The organism is Bradyrhizobium sp. USDA 3311, from assembly GCF_054062495.1.
This window is the reverse complement of record NZ_JBSSFI010000001.1, coordinates 4,060,973-4,076,260: the sequence shown is the minus strand read 5'-3', so window position 1 is coordinate 4,076,260 and position 15,288 is coordinate 4,060,973. Positions and strand designations below refer to the sequence as shown.

General features: G+C 61.4%; 15 protein-coding genes and 1 tRNA gene. 11 read left to right on the top strand and 5 right to left on the bottom strand.

Features of this window, described 5'->3' with window-relative positions; all coding sequences use genetic code 11:
* Position 1: 1 nt before the first annotated feature.
* From ACVWW6_RS19320 to lpdA, 3 genes are read left to right on the top strand one after another with little or no spacing between them, the layout of a single operon-like run.
* Positions 2–1,018 (top strand): alpha-ketoacid dehydrogenase subunit beta, encoded by a 1,017-nt coding sequence (locus ACVWW6_RS19320; RefSeq protein ID WP_161533790.1) that lies wholly within the window; start codon positions 2–4, stop codon positions 1,016–1,018.
* A complete protein-coding gene (locus ACVWW6_RS19315; RefSeq protein ID WP_161533789.1) occupies positions 1,018–2,301 on the top strand; it encodes a dihydrolipoamide acetyltransferase family protein in 1,284 nt (427 codons plus the stop codon). Before ACVWW6_RS19320 ends, ACVWW6_RS19315 begins: the two co-directional genes overlap by 1 nt.
* 13 nt (positions 2,302–2,314) lie before the next feature.
* Positions 2,315–3,712, top strand: coding sequence for a dihydrolipoyl dehydrogenase (gene lpdA / locus ACVWW6_RS19310; protein WP_161533788.1), 1,398 nt, complete (start codon positions 2,315–2,317; stop codon positions 3,710–3,712).
* Between the two features lie 238 nt (positions 3,713–3,950).
* On the opposite strand, the gene ACVWW6_RS19305 is transcribed toward lpdA, so the two are convergent.
* Positions 3,951–4,292 (bottom strand): hypothetical protein, encoded by a 342-nt coding sequence (locus tag ACVWW6_RS19305; protein WP_456681250.1) that lies wholly within the window; start codon positions 4,290–4,292, stop codon positions 3,951–3,953.
* 5 nt (positions 4,293–4,297) lie between these two features.
* Positions 4,298–5,125, bottom strand: a complete 828-nt coding sequence (locus tag ACVWW6_RS19300; RefSeq protein ID WP_202633246.1) for a cysteine peptidase family C39 domain-containing protein — start codon at positions 5,123–5,125, stop codon at positions 4,298–4,300.
* A gap of 158 nt (positions 5,126–5,283) precedes the next feature.
* On the opposite strand from ACVWW6_RS19300, the gene ACVWW6_RS19295 reads away from it, so the two are divergent.
* Genes ACVWW6_RS19295 through ACVWW6_RS19265 form a run of 7 tightly spaced genes read left to right on the top strand, consistent with a single transcriptional unit; the run spans position 5,284 to position 12,759 of the window.
* Positions 5,284–5,604 (top strand): helix-turn-helix domain-containing protein, encoded by a 321-nt coding sequence (locus tag ACVWW6_RS19295; protein WP_028176116.1) that lies wholly within the window; start codon positions 5,284–5,286, stop codon positions 5,602–5,604.
* Positions 5,604–7,619 carry a hydrogenase 4 subunit B gene (hyfB, locus tag ACVWW6_RS19290; protein WP_456681249.1) on the top strand — a complete coding sequence of 672 codons (2,016 nt, stop codon included), beginning with the start codon at positions 5,604–5,606 and terminating at the stop codon, positions 7,617–7,619. The genes ACVWW6_RS19295 and hyfB overlap by 1 nt, the downstream gene beginning before the upstream one ends.
* Positions 7,610–8,566, top strand: coding sequence for a respiratory chain complex I subunit 1 family protein (locus ACVWW6_RS19285; RefSeq protein ID WP_028176117.1), 957 nt, complete (start codon positions 7,610–7,612; stop codon positions 8,564–8,566). The genes hyfB and ACVWW6_RS19285 overlap by 10 nt, the downstream gene beginning before the upstream one ends.
* Before the next feature lie 5 nt (positions 8,567–8,571).
* Positions 8,572–9,234: a hydrogenase-4 component E gene (locus ACVWW6_RS19280; protein WP_027548289.1), complete on the top strand. Its 663-nt coding sequence runs from the start codon at positions 8,572–8,574 to the stop codon at positions 9,232–9,234.
* Positions 9,231–10,682 (top strand): hydrogenase 4 subunit F, encoded by a 1,452-nt coding sequence (locus tag ACVWW6_RS19275; protein ID WP_161533786.1) that lies wholly within the window; start codon positions 9,231–9,233, stop codon positions 10,680–10,682. The genes ACVWW6_RS19280 and ACVWW6_RS19275 overlap by 4 nt, the downstream gene beginning before the upstream one ends.
* Before the next feature lie 18 nt (positions 10,683–10,700).
* Positions 10,701–12,212, top strand: coding sequence for a hydrogenase large subunit (locus ACVWW6_RS19270; protein WP_161533785.1), 1,512 nt, complete (start codon positions 10,701–10,703; stop codon positions 12,210–12,212).
* Positions 12,213–12,225: 13 nt separating this feature from the next.
* Positions 12,226–12,759, top strand: coding sequence for an NADH-quinone oxidoreductase subunit B family protein (locus ACVWW6_RS19265; protein WP_161533784.1), 534 nt, complete (start codon positions 12,226–12,228; stop codon positions 12,757–12,759).
* Between the two features lie 20 nt (positions 12,760–12,779).
* Here the strand turns inward: ACVWW6_RS19265 and ACVWW6_RS19260 are convergent, their stop codons facing one another.
* Both ACVWW6_RS19260 and ACVWW6_RS19255 read right to left on the bottom strand, forming a co-directional pair.
* On the bottom strand, positions 12,780–12,986 hold the full coding sequence (locus ACVWW6_RS19260) for a hypothetical protein (protein WP_371740512.1): 207 nt from the start codon (positions 12,984–12,986) through the stop codon (positions 12,780–12,782).
* A gap of 455 nt (positions 12,987–13,441) precedes the next feature.
* Positions 13,442–13,762 (bottom strand): helix-turn-helix domain-containing protein, encoded by a 321-nt coding sequence (locus tag ACVWW6_RS19255; RefSeq protein ID WP_011089086.1) that lies wholly within the window; start codon positions 13,760–13,762, stop codon positions 13,442–13,444.
* Positions 13,763–14,033: 271 nt separating this feature from the next.
* Here ACVWW6_RS19255 and ACVWW6_RS19250 point away from each other — a divergent pair, with 271 nt between their 5' ends.
* Positions 14,034–14,768 (top strand): spermidine synthase, encoded by a 735-nt coding sequence (locus ACVWW6_RS19250; protein ID WP_231166559.1) that lies wholly within the window; start codon positions 14,034–14,036, stop codon positions 14,766–14,768.
* A gap of 411 nt (positions 14,769–15,179) precedes the next feature.
* Here ACVWW6_RS19250 and ACVWW6_RS19245 read toward each other — a convergent pair.
* A tRNA-Lys gene (locus ACVWW6_RS19245) sits at positions 15,180–15,255 on the bottom strand.
* Between the last annotated feature and the right edge of the window lie 33 nt (positions 15,256–15,288).

The window sequence follows — 15,288 nt, the reverse complement described above, 5'->3', positions numbered from 1 at the left end:
CATGCCGCGCATGACGATGATCGAGGCAATCCGCTCGGGGCTCGACGTCTCGATGGCTCGCAACGACGACGTCGTGGTCTATGGCGAGGACGTCGGTTTTTTCGGCGGCGTGTTCCGCTGCACGCAGGGCCTGCAGCAGAAGTACGGCGTCTCGCGCTGTTTCGATGCGCCGATCAGCGAATGCGGCATCGTCGGCACCGCGATCGGCATGGCCGCTTATGGACTGCGCCCCTGCGTCGAGCTTCAGTTCGCCGATTACATGTATCCGGCCTACGACCAGATCGTCTCGGAGGCAGCTCGCCTGCGCTATCGTTCGGCTGGCGACTTCACCTGCCCCCTCGTCATCCGCATGCCGACCGGCGGAGGCATTTTCGGTGGACAGACCCACAGCCAGAGCCCCGAGGCACTCTTCACCCATGTCGCGGGACTGAAGACCGTAGTGCCGTCCAATCCCCATGATGCGAAGGGCCTTCTGATCGCGGCCATCGAGGATCCGGATCCCGTCATCTTTCTGGAGCCAAAGCGGCTCTACAACGGCCCGTTCGACGGTCATCACGATCGCCCGGTCACCGCATGGGCCAAACATGAGCTCTCCGAAGTGCCGGAGGGACACTACACCACGCCGCTCGGCAAGGCGGTGACGCGGCGCGCCGGAGAGGCCGTCACCGTCCTGACGTACGGCACCATGGTTCACGTCGCGCTGGCGGCGGTCGAGGAGACGGGCGTCGATGCCGAGGTGATCGACCTGCGCACTCTGCTTCCGCTCGATCTCGAGACGATCATCGCTTCCGTCGCCAGGACCGGCCGCTGCATCGTGCTGCACGAAGCAACCCTGACCTCCGGCTTCGGCGCGGAGCTCACGGCGCTGGTGCAGGAGCACTGCTTCTATCATCTCGAATCGCCGGTGATGCGCGTCACCGGCTGGGACACGCCCTACCCGCATGCCCAGGAATGGGACTATTTCCCCGGTCCTATCAGGCTCGGGCAAGCGCTGCGCGACCTCATGGAGACACGCTGATGGGTGAGCGCAGCGTCAAGCTTCCGGATATCGGGGAAGGCATCGCCGAAGCAGAACTCGTCGAGTGGCACGTCAAGGAGGGCGATCTTGTTCGCGAGGACGACCTGCTCGCCACCGTGATGACCGACAAGGCCTCGGTCGAGATTCCCTCGCCGCTCGCGGGCGAGGTCAGCTGGATCGGCGCCCGGATTGGCGATGCGGTGGCGATCGGCTCGACGCTCGTGAAGCTCAAGGTCGCAGGCGATGATGCCTCGGAGCCGGCAGACGAGGCACCGACGGAAGACGTCGCCACACCATCGGCCGCGACGAACGCCGAAACCCCGGATGCTGTGCCAACGCCCCCTGCCCGCATCCGCCCCGCGGCCATCGAGGCCCGGCCGGCGACCACATCTGCGGTCCGCCGCACGCCGGGCGAGAAGCCGCTGGCCTCGCCCGCCATACGCCTCAAGGCGCGGGAAGCCGGCATCGACCTGCGCCAGGTCCACGGTACAGGCCCCGCCGGACGCATCACCCACGAGGACATCGACGCCTTCCTGTCGCGCGGGCCGGCGCCGGCCCATGGTCGCGGCATGGCTCCGAAGACCGCCGTCACCGACGTCAAGGTGGTGGGCTTGCGCCGCCGCATTGCGGAGAAGATGGCGCTCTCGAAGTCTCGCATCCCGCACATCACCATCATCGAGGAGGTCAACGTCTCGCCGCTGGAGGATCTGCGCGCGACGCTGAACAGGAAACCCGCGCCGGAGCACCCGAAGCTCACGCTGCTGCCGTTCCTGATGCGGGCGATGGTCAAGGCGCTTACCGAGCAGCCCGCGCTCAACGCACTCTATGACGACGAGGCCGGCATCGTCCACGAGCATGCCGGCATCCATATCGGCATCGCAACCCAGACTCCGTCAGGCCTCGTCGTGCCCGTGGTGAAGCATGCGGAGGCGCGCGACCTCCGGGACTGCAGCATCGAGCTGAACCGTCTCGCGCAGCGCGCCCGCGAGGGCACCGCGACGCGCGAGGAGCTGACCGGCTCGACAATCACCATCACCTCGCTCGGCGCGCTCGGCGGCCTTGCGACCACGCCGGTGATCAATCATCCCGAGGTCGCCATCGTCGGCGTCAACAAGATCGCGATACGTCCAGTCTGGGACGGCACGCAGTTCGTGCCATGCAAGATGATGAACCTCTCCTGCAGCTTCGATCACCGCGTCATCGACGGATGGGACGCCGCCGTCTTCGTGCAGAGGCTCAAGGAGCTGCTGGAGAACCCGGCGACGATCTTCGTCGACCCCTAAGGCAGAGCAAGCAATGACCGAAATCACCTGTCAGCTCCTCGTAGTCGGTGCCGGGCCCGGCGGCTATGTGTGCGCGATCCGCGCCGGCCAGCTCGGCCTCGACACCGTTCTCGTCGAACGCGGCAAGCTCGGCGGAAGCTGCCTGAACGTCGGCTGCATTCCTTCGAAGGCGATGATTCATGTTGCCGAGGAATTCGAGAAGCTGGCGGAGGCAGCTGATGGCAAGACCCCCTTTGGCCTGACGGCGGCGCAACCTGCTCTCGACTTCAAGCAGGCGATCGCCTGGAAGGACGGTATCGTTCATCGGCTGAACAACGGCGTCGCTGCGCTGCTCCGCAAGGCCAAGGTCAAGATCGTCCAGGGCCATGGACGCTTCCGCGACGGCAAGACGATCGTCGTCGAGACCGAGACCGGCCCGAAGACGATCAAGGCCGAGACGGTGGTGATCGCGACCGGCTCGGCTCCTGTCGAGCTGCCGACCCTGCCGTTCGGCGGCAGGGTCATCTCCTCGACCGGTGCACTCTCGCTCGCGGAGGTGCCAAAATCCCTCGTTGTCGTCGGCGGCGGCTATATCGGGCTCGAGCTCGGGACCGCCTTCGCCAAGCTGGGGAGCAAGGTTGCCGTGGTGGAAGCCCAGAACAACATCCTGCCGCTCTACGACGTCGAGTTGACGGCTCCGATCGCCAGACGCTTGACCGCGCTCGGCGTCGAGGTGCTGACCGGTGCCCGGGCGCTCGGCCTGACCGCTCAGGGCGACGGATTGCGCGTCGAGACGCCCGATGGCCAGGAGCGCAGCCTGACGGCTGACAAGATTCTCGTCACGGTCGGGCGCACGCCGGTCACCGAGGTATTGGGGCTGGAGCAACTCGTCCTCGACATGGATGGTTGCTTCATCCGTATCGGCCAGCATTGCGAGACCTCGATGCGCGGCATCTACGCGATCGGCGATGTCACGGGAGAGCCGATGCTGGCCCATCGCGCCATGGCGCAGGGCGAGATGGTGGCGGAAATCGCAGCCGGCATGCCACGCGCGTGGGACAAGCGCTGCATCCCGGCGATCTGCTTCACCGATCCTGAGATCGTCTCCGCGGGCTTGTCACCGGACGAGGCTCGCCGGGCCGGCATCAACATCAAGGTTGGACAATTTCCCTTTGCAGCCAATGGCCGCGCGATGACGCGCCATAGCGAGCCCGGCTTTGTGCGCGTCGTCGCCAGGGCCGACAATCAACGCGTTCTCGGTATCCAGGCGGTTGGACAGGGCGTCTCGGAGCTTTCTGCCGCATTCGGCCTGGCGATCGAGATGGGCGCGGTCCTGCAGGACATCGCCGGCACGATCCACGCGCATCCCACGCTGGGCGAAGCAATTCAGGAAGCGGCCTTCAAGGCACTCGGCCACGCGATCCACGTCTAGGCCGTCGCGAGACGAACAGCACGTAGGCGCCTCTAGCGAAGAACGTCCGCGGGATCGCCGTCAAAGTGATGTTGACCGAGCTTGCTCAGAGCGCTTCGGTCTTGCCGCATAAGGATTCTTTCCCGTCGAGCCAATGAGGGGAGACAGAGTCGGTGGAAAACGGCTGGCCGACCTTCCGGCCGACCACAACGCCGCGCCCACGGCGCAACGTCATATGCGCGAGGCCCGGTCCAGCATCTCACCGCGGCACTAAGGAGATATCAACCGACGGGCGCAGTTCGGCGCAGACCGCAAGCACCTCGTGGATATCGCTGGCGAGAAACTTGTCGAACGGAGTGTTGTCGCCTACCGAGGCCCCCCCGATTATGGGGAAGGCCTGTTGCTTCAGAATATAATCAAAACGCGACGCCCACTTGCGGGCGCCGAGCCGCGCCGTGGTCGAGCAATTGTCGACCATGTATGACACGCCGTTATGGCTCATATAGGGATTGAGCGAGTCGACCGCCTCGATGAATGATTCATTTGCGATCTCCGAATACGGATGGCCGTGATCCTTTAGCACATCGACCTGCGCCATCATGCAGGCTAGATAGACACCGGCGGTTTCCGGATTGACTGCTGCTGGTCGATCTTGAGCAGAACGACGGCTTCGCCGCCCTCCAATTCGGCGAGCGCAGGCAATGGGACCTTGTGAAGCGCCTCAGTGGCCGCAGGCTTCACCTTGGCGACGATCTTCAGCCGCCTGGCGATCCGGGCGAGGTCCTCAAGCTGGTATCGCTCGCCCGGCGAGCCATGGTCGTGAGCGATCTGACCAGCGTCGGCCGGGACGCCAAGGAATTTGGCTACCAGAATGAAGGAAAGCAGCGACGCCGGAAGATCAGGATCATTGCCGCTCGTTATGTCTGCAGTCTCGTCAGGCGCTTTCGCAATCGCAATGGTCATGACCCAGACTTCACACCCAGCCAGAACAGCCTGAATCCCAACCGGGAACCATGCAGGATTTGCCTGGTCCCGCGACTCGCGCAACAGATTGAGACAACAACTTAACCACGGATAACACGATCGCTTACATCTAACGTTGTTCAATGGGCAAGCCAAGCCCTCGTTCGTCGCCCCCGACGAAGGTCGAGGTGGCCATACGATCGGTCCGGCGGCGTGGTGGAGGCGCGGCAACGCGAATGTCGAGGTCAGGAACAATCGCGACGATACGCGGCGACCTGCATCGATCGTCCGGGCCATTGCGGGCCCGAGCCGTTCGACGACAGTATCGCTGCGGGTCGCAAACACCTTGTGATGCAGGCGGTCGTCAGGCCCGCCCCCGACGGCGCCCTGGGTGGCGCGCAAACCGGCACCGCCCGCGACGACAACCTCAAACGTATGGTCGATGAGCTCGCACGCGGGTGCCGAACTCATATTGGCTCCCGACGCATCAGGATTGGATGCCGACAGCCCGCGATGACATTTCGTTTAGATTAGATGTTTTAACTATCATATATTGACATTATAACATGACTAGTTACGATAGAATGATGACGTTTGGTGTTCGCTCGAATCGGGTGGTGGGGCGATCGATGATCACAGCGGCTCAATTGCGGGCGGCCAGGGTGCTCCTCGGCATCGATCAGCGACGGCTCGCAGAACTGTCCGGGCTTTCAGTGCCAACGATCCAGCGCATGGAGGCGAGTGAGGCCATGGTTCGGGGCAATGTCGATTCGCTGGTGAAGCTGATTACAGCTCTCGACACCGCCGGCATTGAGTTGATCGACGAAGGGGCTGTCAGTAGCGCCGAGGGGCGCGGGGTGCGGCTGAAAGTCAATTCCGGATCGGCAAAAATCTATTTGAACAATCAGATCGAGAACAAAGCATCAAGCGGAATGAAGGCGCGCAGGTAATGTCGGCTGTCGTTTTGCAAATGCTGTGTGTTGCCGGAATGCTTGGATCGGCAGTTCTGGCGATTGTTCTGAGCCGCTCAACGATCGCCACGACCATCATCTACGGCGCGACATTAGCCGCGTCTGCGATTGCGTTGATAGGATCCATTCACTGGTTGCTGGGCGATACCGCGAGCGCCGCCGATCTGATTCTGCCAATCGGATTGCCGTGGCTTGGCGCCCATTTCCGCCTCGACGGACTGGCTTCGTTCTTTCTCGTCGTCGTCAATCTCGGAGGGGCATCGGCAAGCCTCTATGGTCTCGGCTACGGTCATCATGAGGAGGCGCCGCAGCGCGTGTTGCCCTTCTTCCCCGCCTTCCTGGCAGGAATGAATCTTGTGGTGCTGGCGGGTGATGCGTTTTCTTATCTGCTTTGTTGGGAATTCATGTCGCTCGCGTCCTGGGCGCTCGTCATGGCGCACCATCGTGAACCGGGCAACGCGAAAGCCGGTTACGTCTACCTCGTCATGGCGAGCTTCGGCACGCTCGCCCTGCTGCTAGCCTTCGGCCTCTTGGCGGGGCCGGCGGGCGACTACGAATTTGCCGCCATTCGCACGGCTCAACATACGCCCTACGTGGCCACGTTGGTGTTGATCCTGATGTTGCTCGGCGCCGGTTCAAAGGCCGGCCTGGTGCCGCTGCACGTCTGGCTGCCGCTCGCGCATCCCGCGGCGCCGAGCCACGTCTCGGCGCTGATGAGCGGCGTCATGACCAAGGTCGCGATCTACGGCTTCATTCGCGTGGTATTCGATCTCCTGGGACAGCCGAGCTGGTGGGCGAGTGTGATCGTGCTTTCTCTTGGCGGCCTCACTGCCGTAATGGGGATCTTGTATGCGATGATGGAAAAGGACCTCAAGCGCCTGCTCGCCTACAGTACGATCGAAAATGTCGGCGTCATCTTCGCAAGCCTCGGCCTTGCATTGGCCTTCCAGGCCAACGGCCTGAAACTACAGGCCGCGCTCGCGTTTGCGGCGGCTCTGTTTCACGTTCTCAATCACTCCTTCTTCAAGAGTCTGCTTTTCTTCGGCGCCGGCGCCGTGCTGACCGCGACCGGCGAACGGGACATGGACAAGCTGGGTGGCCTCATTCATCGCATGCCGTACACAAGCTTCGCCGTTCTCGTCGGCTGTGTCTCGATCTCGGCGCTTCCGCCCTTCAACGGTTTCGTCTCGGAATGGCTCATGTTCCAGGCTGTATTGCAGAGCCCGGAGTTGCCGCAATGGGCGCTGAAGATCACCGTGCCTGCGGTCGGAGCTCTATTGGCCTTGGCGGCTGCGTTGGCAGCGGCGTGTTTCGTGAAGGCCTACGGCGTGACCTTTCTCGGGCGTCCGCGCGGCGTGGCGGCGGAAACCGCAGAGGAAGTCGACCGCTACTCGCTTTCGGCAATGTTCATCCTCGCCGCACTTTGCTTGCTGGCCGGAATTCTGCCGGGGCTGGTGATCGACGCGCTTTCGCCGATCACGCTGCAGATCCTCGGCGGCCGCATGCCGATCCAGGCCAACGAACCCTGGCTTTCGATCGCGCCGATTGCGGAGAGTCGCAGTTCATACAACGGGCTGCTTGTTATGGTGTTCATCGCGATATCCGCTTCAGCGGCCGTCGTCTTTATTCATCGCTTTGCCTCTCGTGCCTTAAGGCGGGGGCCGGCCTGGGGCTGTGGCTTTTCCGATCCGACACCCGCGGCCCAATATTCGAGCGGAAGCTTCGCTCAGCCTATCCGCCGCGTTTTCGGTACGCTCGTGTTCCACGCCCGCGATCATGTCGAGATGCCGCCCCCCGGGGATATCAGGCCAGCGCGCCTGCGAATCGAATTGCACGATCTGATCTGGGAGCGAATGTATGAGCCGATAGCAGGCGCCGTTGGCTTCTCTGCCGATAAACTCAATCGCCTACAGTTCCTGACCATCCGGCGCTATCTCAGCCTGGTCTTTGCGACCCTCGTCACACTCCTTCTGGTTCTCGCGATATGGTCGTGATGTCGGACATTCTTGTGCAAGGCATGCAGATGCTTCTGGTGCTGCTGCTGGCGCCGCTGCTGACCGGCTTTGTGCGCAAGATGAAGGCCCGCCTGGTGCGTCGCCAGGGAGCGTCGGTCTTTCAACCGTATCTTGATCTCCTGCGATTGCTCCGCAAGGAAGTGGTGCTGGCGGACAACGCCTCCTGGCTGTTCCGCGTGACACCCTATGTAACCTTCGCCGCGATCTGGGTTGCCGCCGCCCTGGTGCCGACGTTCGCTACCGGCCTCCTCTTCAACTGGACGGCGGACTTGATTGCCATCGTGGCGCTGCTGGGAAGTGCACGCTTCTTCCTTGCGCTCGCCGGGATGGACGTCGGCACCAGTTTTGGCGGCATCGGCTCCAGCCGCGAAGTCATGATAGCGGCGCTTGCGGAGCCGGCGATGCTGCTATTTGTATTTTGCACGGCGCTGATTGCCGGCTCGACCCAACTTTCGACGGTCGCAAATTTCATGGCCTCGTCCTATGTCGGCTTACGGGTATCGCTGGGAATGGCGATGATCGCGCTCATCATGGTGGCGCTCGCGGAGAACGCGCGAATACCGGTGGACAATCCCGCAACGCACCTGGAGCTCACCATGGTGCACGAAGCGATGGTTCTCGAATATTCCGGTCGCCATCTCGCAATGATCGAATTCGGCGCCTTCCTCAAACTGTTGCTCTATGTCTCGCTGATCGCGTGCGTGTTCCTTCCCTGGAAGATAGCAGTCTTCGGTACCGGGCCGTTTTCCTATGCCATCGGCGCCGTCGCCTACCTCGTCAAGCTCGCGGTTGCCGGCTTTTTCCTCGCGCTGTTCGAGACCGCCACGGCGAAAATGCGGGTCTTTCGTGTTCCGCAATTTCTCGGTGCGGCCCTCATGCTGGGTCTGCTCGGCACCCTCCTCCTGTTCGTGTCAAAGAGCTTCTGATGCAGATGCACAGCCTCTCCTTCGACGTCTCGCACACGCTGGCCGGCGGGCTCGTCCTGATCAGCTTCATGATGCTGTACCAGGACAGGCTCTATTCGCTGCTCAACGTTTTTGCGCTTCATGCCCTGGTGCTCGCGCTGTCCGTCGCTTGGCAGGCCTTTGTCCAGGACGCGCCTCATCTTTACATCACGGCTGCAATCGCTCTCGTCTTCAAGGCGATCGTCATTCCGGTGGCGCTGCATCGCATCGTCAAGCAGCTTGGGATACATCGTGACATCGAGTCCGCCGTGGGGATCGGCCCCACCATGCTGGCCGGGATGGCACTGGTTGCCCTCTCAATGGTGCTGATGCTGCGGGTGACCGCGGAGGCCGATCCATTGGCGCGCGAGGATCTCGCTTTTGCCTTGTCGGTCGTGCTGCTCGGACTTCTGGTCATGGTAACCCGTCGCAACGCCGTCAGCCAGGTCGTCGGATTCATGTCGCTCGAGAATGGGCTGGTGCTGGCGGCAACCGGCGCCAAGGGCATGCCGCTGGTGGTTGAGATCAGCGTCGCCTTCTCGATCCTGATCGCATTCATCGTCATCGGCATCTTCCTGTTCCGGATCCGCGAACGTTTCGATTCCGTCGACGTCTCCGCGCTCGATGACTACCGGGGCGAACGGCGATGAACATAGCTTCCTTCGATTCGGTCGCAGCCATCCTGGTAATTCCGATCGGCTCGGCAGCGCTGCTCGCCGTTCTGCCGGGTTACCGGCTGACGGCCCGGTTGAACGTCGTGGCGAGCCTGGCGACATTTCTTTCGGCCCTCTCGTTGTTCGTCATCGAACGTCCGCCGCCGGGGCCGTACGTGCTCGTCGACGATCTCAACATCGTCTTCATCGTGCTCAACACCTTCGTGGGATTCACGACCAGCATCTTCAGCGCCAGCTACATCGCGCATGAACTGGAGACTGGGCGGTTGACACCGGTTTATCTGCGTTTCTACCACGCCATGTATCAGACCATGATGTTCGGCATGAACCTAGCTTTCGTGTCGAACAATATCGGGCTGATGTGGGTCGCGGTGGAAATTGCGACGCTCACCACGGTACTGATGGTCGGCATATATCGTACCCACGCCGCTCTGGAAGCGGCATGGAAATATTTCATTCTGGGGAGTGTCGGCATCGCATTCGCCCTGTTTGGTACCATCCTGGTCTATATGGCGGCGCGTCCAGTCATGGGCGAGGGGCAGGACGGCATGGTCTGGACACTTCTGATCCAACATGCCGCGAATTTCGATCCTGCGCTTCTCAACGTCGCTTTCATATTCCTGCTGCTCGGCTACGGCACCAAGGTCGGTCTGGCGCCGCTGCACGCATGGCTGCCCGACGCCCACGCCGAAGGTCCGACGCCCATATCGGCGGTACTGTCGGGGCTGCTGCTGAATGTCGCGCTCTACGCGCTATTGCGCTTCAAGATATTGCTCGCCGCCAATCCGGCGGCAATCGCTCCCGGCCCCCTGATGGTGACGATGGGCCTGATTTCGCTCCTCTTCGCCGCTTTCATGCTCTACCGCCGACGCGACATCAAACGGCTGTTCGCCTATTCCTCGATCGAGCACATGGGCATCATCGTGTTCGCGTTCGGCATGGGCGGCCCGCTCGCCAATTTCGCAGGGCTGTTGCACATGGTGATGCACAGCCTGACCAAGTCCGCGATCTTCTACGCCGTCGGGCATATATCGCAGATCAAGGGCACCCAACGAATCTCCCGGATCCGGGGCTTGACCGCGACCCATCCGGCGCTCGGCTGGGGTCTGGTAATGGGCGTCGTCGCGATCGCCGGCTTGCCGCCGCTCGGCATCTTCATGAGCGAATTCCTGGTCGTAAGCTCGACCTTCGCACGCCAGCCGCTGCTCGCGATCGTGCTGGTGTTCGGGCTGTTGTTGGCGTTTGGCGCTTTGACGTTGCGCCTGACGAGCGTCGCATTTGGCGAACCTCGAGGCAGCACCAAGTCAGCCGAGGCTTCCTACGTGCCGATGTTTGCCCATCTCTCGCTGGTTCTGATTGCGGGACTCTATCTTCCGGCGCCGCTCGTCACATGGTTCCAACACGTGGCACGCCTTCTTGGATAGTTTGGAGATCAACAGGATATGCCATCGCTGATCGATCTCATGCTGGAGGGCCGCCCGGTCCAACAACACAGCCCGTGGCCGCGAGCTACAGTCGATGCTTCCGTTTGGACATTTGCGGCAAGCGAGCTGGCACATGGACGCTGGAGCCTGCTTGGCCTTTGGGGAGAACCCTCAACGGTGCACATGGCGATTATGGATGGACATACGGCAGAAGTCGCCACCGTCAGCCTGGATTGCCCCGACCGCACTTATCCTTCGGTCGGAAAACACCACCCGCCGGCGCTTCGACTGGAGCGCGCCATCAACGATCTGTTTGGTTTGTCAGCGGAAGGGTTGCCCGACACTCGCCCGTGGCTCGATCACGACTGTTGGGCCGTTCGCTTCCCCTTGGGAAGCCGCATCAACGCGTTGTCGAAGGCATCCCCCTATCATTTCCTGCCGGTGGAGGCCGACGGTCTGCATCAGGTCGCGGTCGGTCCGGTGCACGCGGGAATTATCGAACCAGGGCATTTTCGGTTTACGGCCAGCGGTGAGACTGTGGCCCGGCTGGAGCAACGGCTGGGATATACCCACAAGGGTATCGAGGGGCTCATGACTGGAGCCAATCTTGAACGGGCTGTCCAGCTCGCCGGACGCGTGTCAGGCGACAGCACAGTCGCCTACGCGTTTGCGTTTTCGCGAGCGGCCGAAGCGGCCTTACAGCTTGTCGTGCCCGATCGCGCGGCTTGGCTGCGTGCCTTGCTCGCAGAGCTCGAACGGCTCGCCAACCATCTCGGCGACATCGGCGCAATCTGCAACGACGCCTCCTTTACGCTGATGCACGCCCTTTGCGGCGTGTTGCGAGAGAGCATCCTGCGCGCGTCCGATACCGCCTTCGGCCATCGATTGATGCGTGATATCATCGTACCCGGTGGCGTGACCCGCGACCTCACTGAGGAAGGGAGAGAAATCATCCGGACGACGCTGCATACCATCCGGTTGCGCTTTCCTGCTTTGGTCGAGCTCTACGACAATACGGCATCGCTACAGGATCGTACTGTCGATACGGGCGTACTCAAGGCCGCTCTGGCTAGGCAGTATGCCGTTGGAGGCTACGTAGGCCGCGCGTCCGGCCGCTCATTCGACGCACGCAGGACACTTGGGTATGCGCCGTATGACGCACTGCGCTTCGATGTACCGGTCCTGAACGAGGGTGATGTCAATGCTCGCGTCTGGATCCGCGTGCGCGAAGTTGAACAGAGTCTTTTGCTGATCGACCAGATAGTGGACCGGCTTCCCGATGGCCCGCTGGGAACGCATGCGGGGCATCGGCGGGAGGCGCGGGAAGGCATGGCGATCGTCGAGGGATTTCGCGGCGACGTTCTGGTTTGGCTCCGCTTGCGGGATGGCAAGGTCGAACGATGCCATCTGCGCGACCCGTCGTGGTTTCAGTGGCCGCTTCTAGAGGCCGCGATCGAGGGCAACATCATCGCCGACTTCCCGCTCTGCAACAAATCCTTCAATTGCTCCTATTCGGGCCACGATCTCTGAGGAACGGCACCAGATGCGCAAGCTGCTTTTTGAGAGCCTGTTTCGCCGGCCGTTCACCGAGCAAGCACCGTCACCGGACGATGCCGCGGTGACCGAGCTCGCAACTGCCGTCGGTCGCGCGGCACGACGGCGCCTCGGCCGAAGCCTCTCGATACGCGAGGTCGATGCAGGATCTTGCAACGGATGCGAACTTGAAATCCACGCGTTGAACAATGCCTATTACGACGTCGAGCGCTTCGGTCTCCGGTTCGTTGCGTCGCCGCGTCACGCCGATGTGTTGATGGTGACCGGACCGGTGACGAAGAACATGCGCGACGCGTTGGAGCGCACCTATCATGCGACCCCCGATCCGAAATGGGTCGTCGCCGTCGGAGATTGCGCCCGGGATGGCGGCTGCTTTGCCGGCAGCTATGCGGTGGTAGGAGGGGTCTCGCAGGTGGTTCCCGTCGATCTACATATTCCCGGCTGTCCTCCGCCGCCCATCACGATCTTGCAAGGACTTCTCGCCCTACTCGATCAGGCGGCCAAAAACACCAATTCCATTTGAGGCTGTGGCGGCGCCTTCGGCTATTCCAAGCCGGCGTGATCGCAGGGTGCGTTCAGACCGGGATAGTCCTTGCGATGACGCCGATCCTTTTCGCACGATGATGTTTCCACCGCGTCTAGTCGCGATCCAACGCCGTCAGCCTCATCGCTGGCTCCGCCATCGGCGGCCAGCAAAATCCGTGCGTGCTTGAGCTTGCGCGACGCATGCTTGCCGCCGCTGAGCAGCACCCTGAGTTCGGTACGCTCGATTCGCCTGAGTTCGACCCGATAGCGTACATTCGTGGCGTGCCTCCTCGTTCGAGGCACACACGAACAACTGAATCGCATGGCCGGCGTGAGTCCTGCGGCAAAAACCTTCCCGCCCAAGCAGGGGCAGGATCTGGCCTTTATCCCTCTATACCCGGCTGCATCGCAGGCCCCCGGCCGAAACCGACATGCAGGAATATTTCCGCGTCAGCGCGCTTGCCTCATCAGAAGGCCGCCAAGGACCTCTCGCAGCATCGAGATCCTCGTTGATCCAAAGTTGCTGCCAGAGCTACTCTGCCCCCAAGACCAACCGGTCATAATCAATGTGCAGTGCCACTAGGCGCCTCAAGGCGTGAGAAACCGCTTGCAAGTACGCTTGTCTTCAGCGTTTTCATCATCCTCGATCGAGAAACCCGTCATTCGAATGGCTCGAGGGGTCATCGCACCCGTTCCAAACTCCGCGGCGTAGAGGGCTTGGACTGCTTCATGTTCTTCATTTTCGGCTTCGCGACGTGCTCCCTGAGACGGACGCCTCGACCACCGGCCGAACTCGTAACCCCCGGATTGATCAATTCGATCCCGGCATTCTCCAGGGCAGAAACCAATTTCATCAGAGAATCGACATTCCCACGGATAACTCCGTCACTTGCTTCCATGCGCTGAATGGTGGGGACTGAGAGACCGGCGAGTTCGGCCGTCTGCCGCTGGTCTATATTCAGGAGCGCGCGAGCGGCCCTGAGTTGATTGGCCGTGATCATGAAATGGCGGCCTTCGGCAAATTTCTCATCGAATATATTTACACCATCCAAATTACCGCTTCAAGCATCAATCTAGATACAAAATATATCACCGCCAGTTCTCGCTGGCTTGAACCGGATTGCGGCCAGAAACCTGTGTCGAATTTTTCTATCGAAGAATACGGGAAATACTATCAACGGCACCCGAAGTGGTTGGTTCTTAGCAAATTACATGATAAGAGATGTTTAATGCATGCGTTCTAATGCCCGTATCTTAAGGTCTTTGCCTGCCGTGAAACTGCTGGGGCGTTATCAAGGAACGAACGGACAGATCGACATCGTCGAGTGTTCATGGGATGGAACACGCGTGTACTTCGAGGAGGGCGTAAGGCAAAGTCAGGCCACGCCCGACGGAGAAAGTGTCTTCACCTATGTGAAGCTCATGGACGAACTTCTGTCTCGGTCCGAACAGATCCTCGTCCTGGGTTGTGGCGGCGGAAATCTCGCGACACGGCTGTGGCGTCTCGGCAAGAGATTGACCATCGTCGACATCAACCCGATCAGTTTCGTGCTCGCGCACAGGTATTTCGATCTACCGGACGATCTGCCCTGCATCGTTTCCGACTTTCGAAAATTCGTATTCGATGACCGCGCATATTACGACGGCATTGCGATCGACGTCGGTGGACCGGGATTCCGATACGCGGAGGAGTTTGACGCGGAGACCTGCGACGCCATCCGCGCCCGTCTGGCACCGGGCGGCCGGATCGTGATGAACGTAACGGTCGCGCACGACATTGATCCTACACCCGACCGGATCGCAGCCAGACTCGCCGGTGAAGAATTGCGGACATGGATCGTCGATGAGCAATTCGTCGAGGATCGCAATGCCGTCATCGCCTGCGTCCCCGAGAAGACCTTGGGTTCACCGGCAGCGCTCGATCGCGTGATGCGCCATAGCCATGAACGCTGGGCGATCCGCCGCGGGAGATTGCGAAATCGCGATCTCACCAGTGGATCGCGCTAATGTCGCAGCTTCCGGCAGATCGACGTGGATAACCGGCACTGGGCTCGTCTCCTCCTTGGGGAACGGTTGGACGCGAACTGGGACTCTCTCCACAGCGGCCGCGTAAGCATCGATCTGGAAAACTAAGCGCGGTGGATGGTCCACCCTTTCGCGCCACTGCTTGCCGGCAACAGATCGATCGTCCACGGCGTGTCCGGATCGTCACGGACCTTTGGTTTCGCGCGGAAGCCACGATACCCCTACGATCCTTCCTGCCATCGACGGTTCTCGCGCGCCAGATTCCGGGCCGAGAACATTCAGAGCATCGGCAACTGGCGCATGGCGTGCGACGTGCGACCAAAAAAACGTCGCACGAGACCCATTTGCTCGGCATTGCCGCTTGTAACGTATTGATGAGGAAGGATTTTTAAATGGTGGGCGCACCAGGGCTCGAACCTGGGACCCGCTGATTAAGAGTCAGCTGCTCTACCAACTGAGCTATGCGCCCGAAAGGCGGTGAATGCCTTGCGAGGCCGGTCGT

Coding starts and splice junctions, on each gene's coding strand:
- ACVWW6_RS19320 (WP_161533790.1), top strand. CDS start 2: ATGCCGCGCATGACGATGATCGAGGCAATCCGCTCGGGGCTCGACGTC.
- ACVWW6_RS19315 (WP_161533789.1), top strand. CDS start 1,018: ATGGGTGAGCGCAGCGTCAAGCTTCCGGATATCGGGGAAGGCATCGCC.
- lpdA (WP_161533788.1), top strand. CDS start 2,315: ATGACCGAAATCACCTGTCAGCTCCTCGTAGTCGGTGCCGGGCCCGGC.
- ACVWW6_RS19305 (WP_456681250.1), bottom strand. CDS start 4,292: ATGATGGCGCAGGTCGATGTGCTAAAGGATCACGGCCATCCGTATTCG.
- ACVWW6_RS19300 (WP_202633246.1), bottom strand. CDS start 5,125: ATGAGTTCGGCACCCGCGTGCGAGCTCATCGACCATACGTTTGAGGTT.
- ACVWW6_RS19295 (WP_028176116.1), top strand. CDS start 5,284: ATGATCACAGCGGCTCAATTGCGGGCGGCCAGGGTGCTCCTCGGCATC.
- hyfB (WP_456681249.1), top strand. CDS start 5,604: ATGTCGGCTGTCGTTTTGCAAATGCTGTGTGTTGCCGGAATGCTTGGA.
- ACVWW6_RS19285 (WP_028176117.1), top strand. CDS start 7,610: ATGGTCGTGATGTCGGACATTCTTGTGCAAGGCATGCAGATGCTTCTG.
- ACVWW6_RS19280 (WP_027548289.1), top strand. CDS start 8,572: ATGCACAGCCTCTCCTTCGACGTCTCGCACACGCTGGCCGGCGGGCTC.
- ACVWW6_RS19275 (WP_161533786.1), top strand. CDS start 9,231: ATGAACATAGCTTCCTTCGATTCGGTCGCAGCCATCCTGGTAATTCCG.
- ACVWW6_RS19270 (WP_161533785.1), top strand. CDS start 10,701: ATGCCATCGCTGATCGATCTCATGCTGGAGGGCCGCCCGGTCCAACAA.
- ACVWW6_RS19265 (WP_161533784.1), top strand. CDS start 12,226: ATGCGCAAGCTGCTTTTTGAGAGCCTGTTTCGCCGGCCGTTCACCGAG.
- ACVWW6_RS19255 (WP_011089086.1), bottom strand. CDS start 13,762: ATGATCACGGCCAATCAACTCAGGGCCGCTCGCGCGCTCCTGAATATA.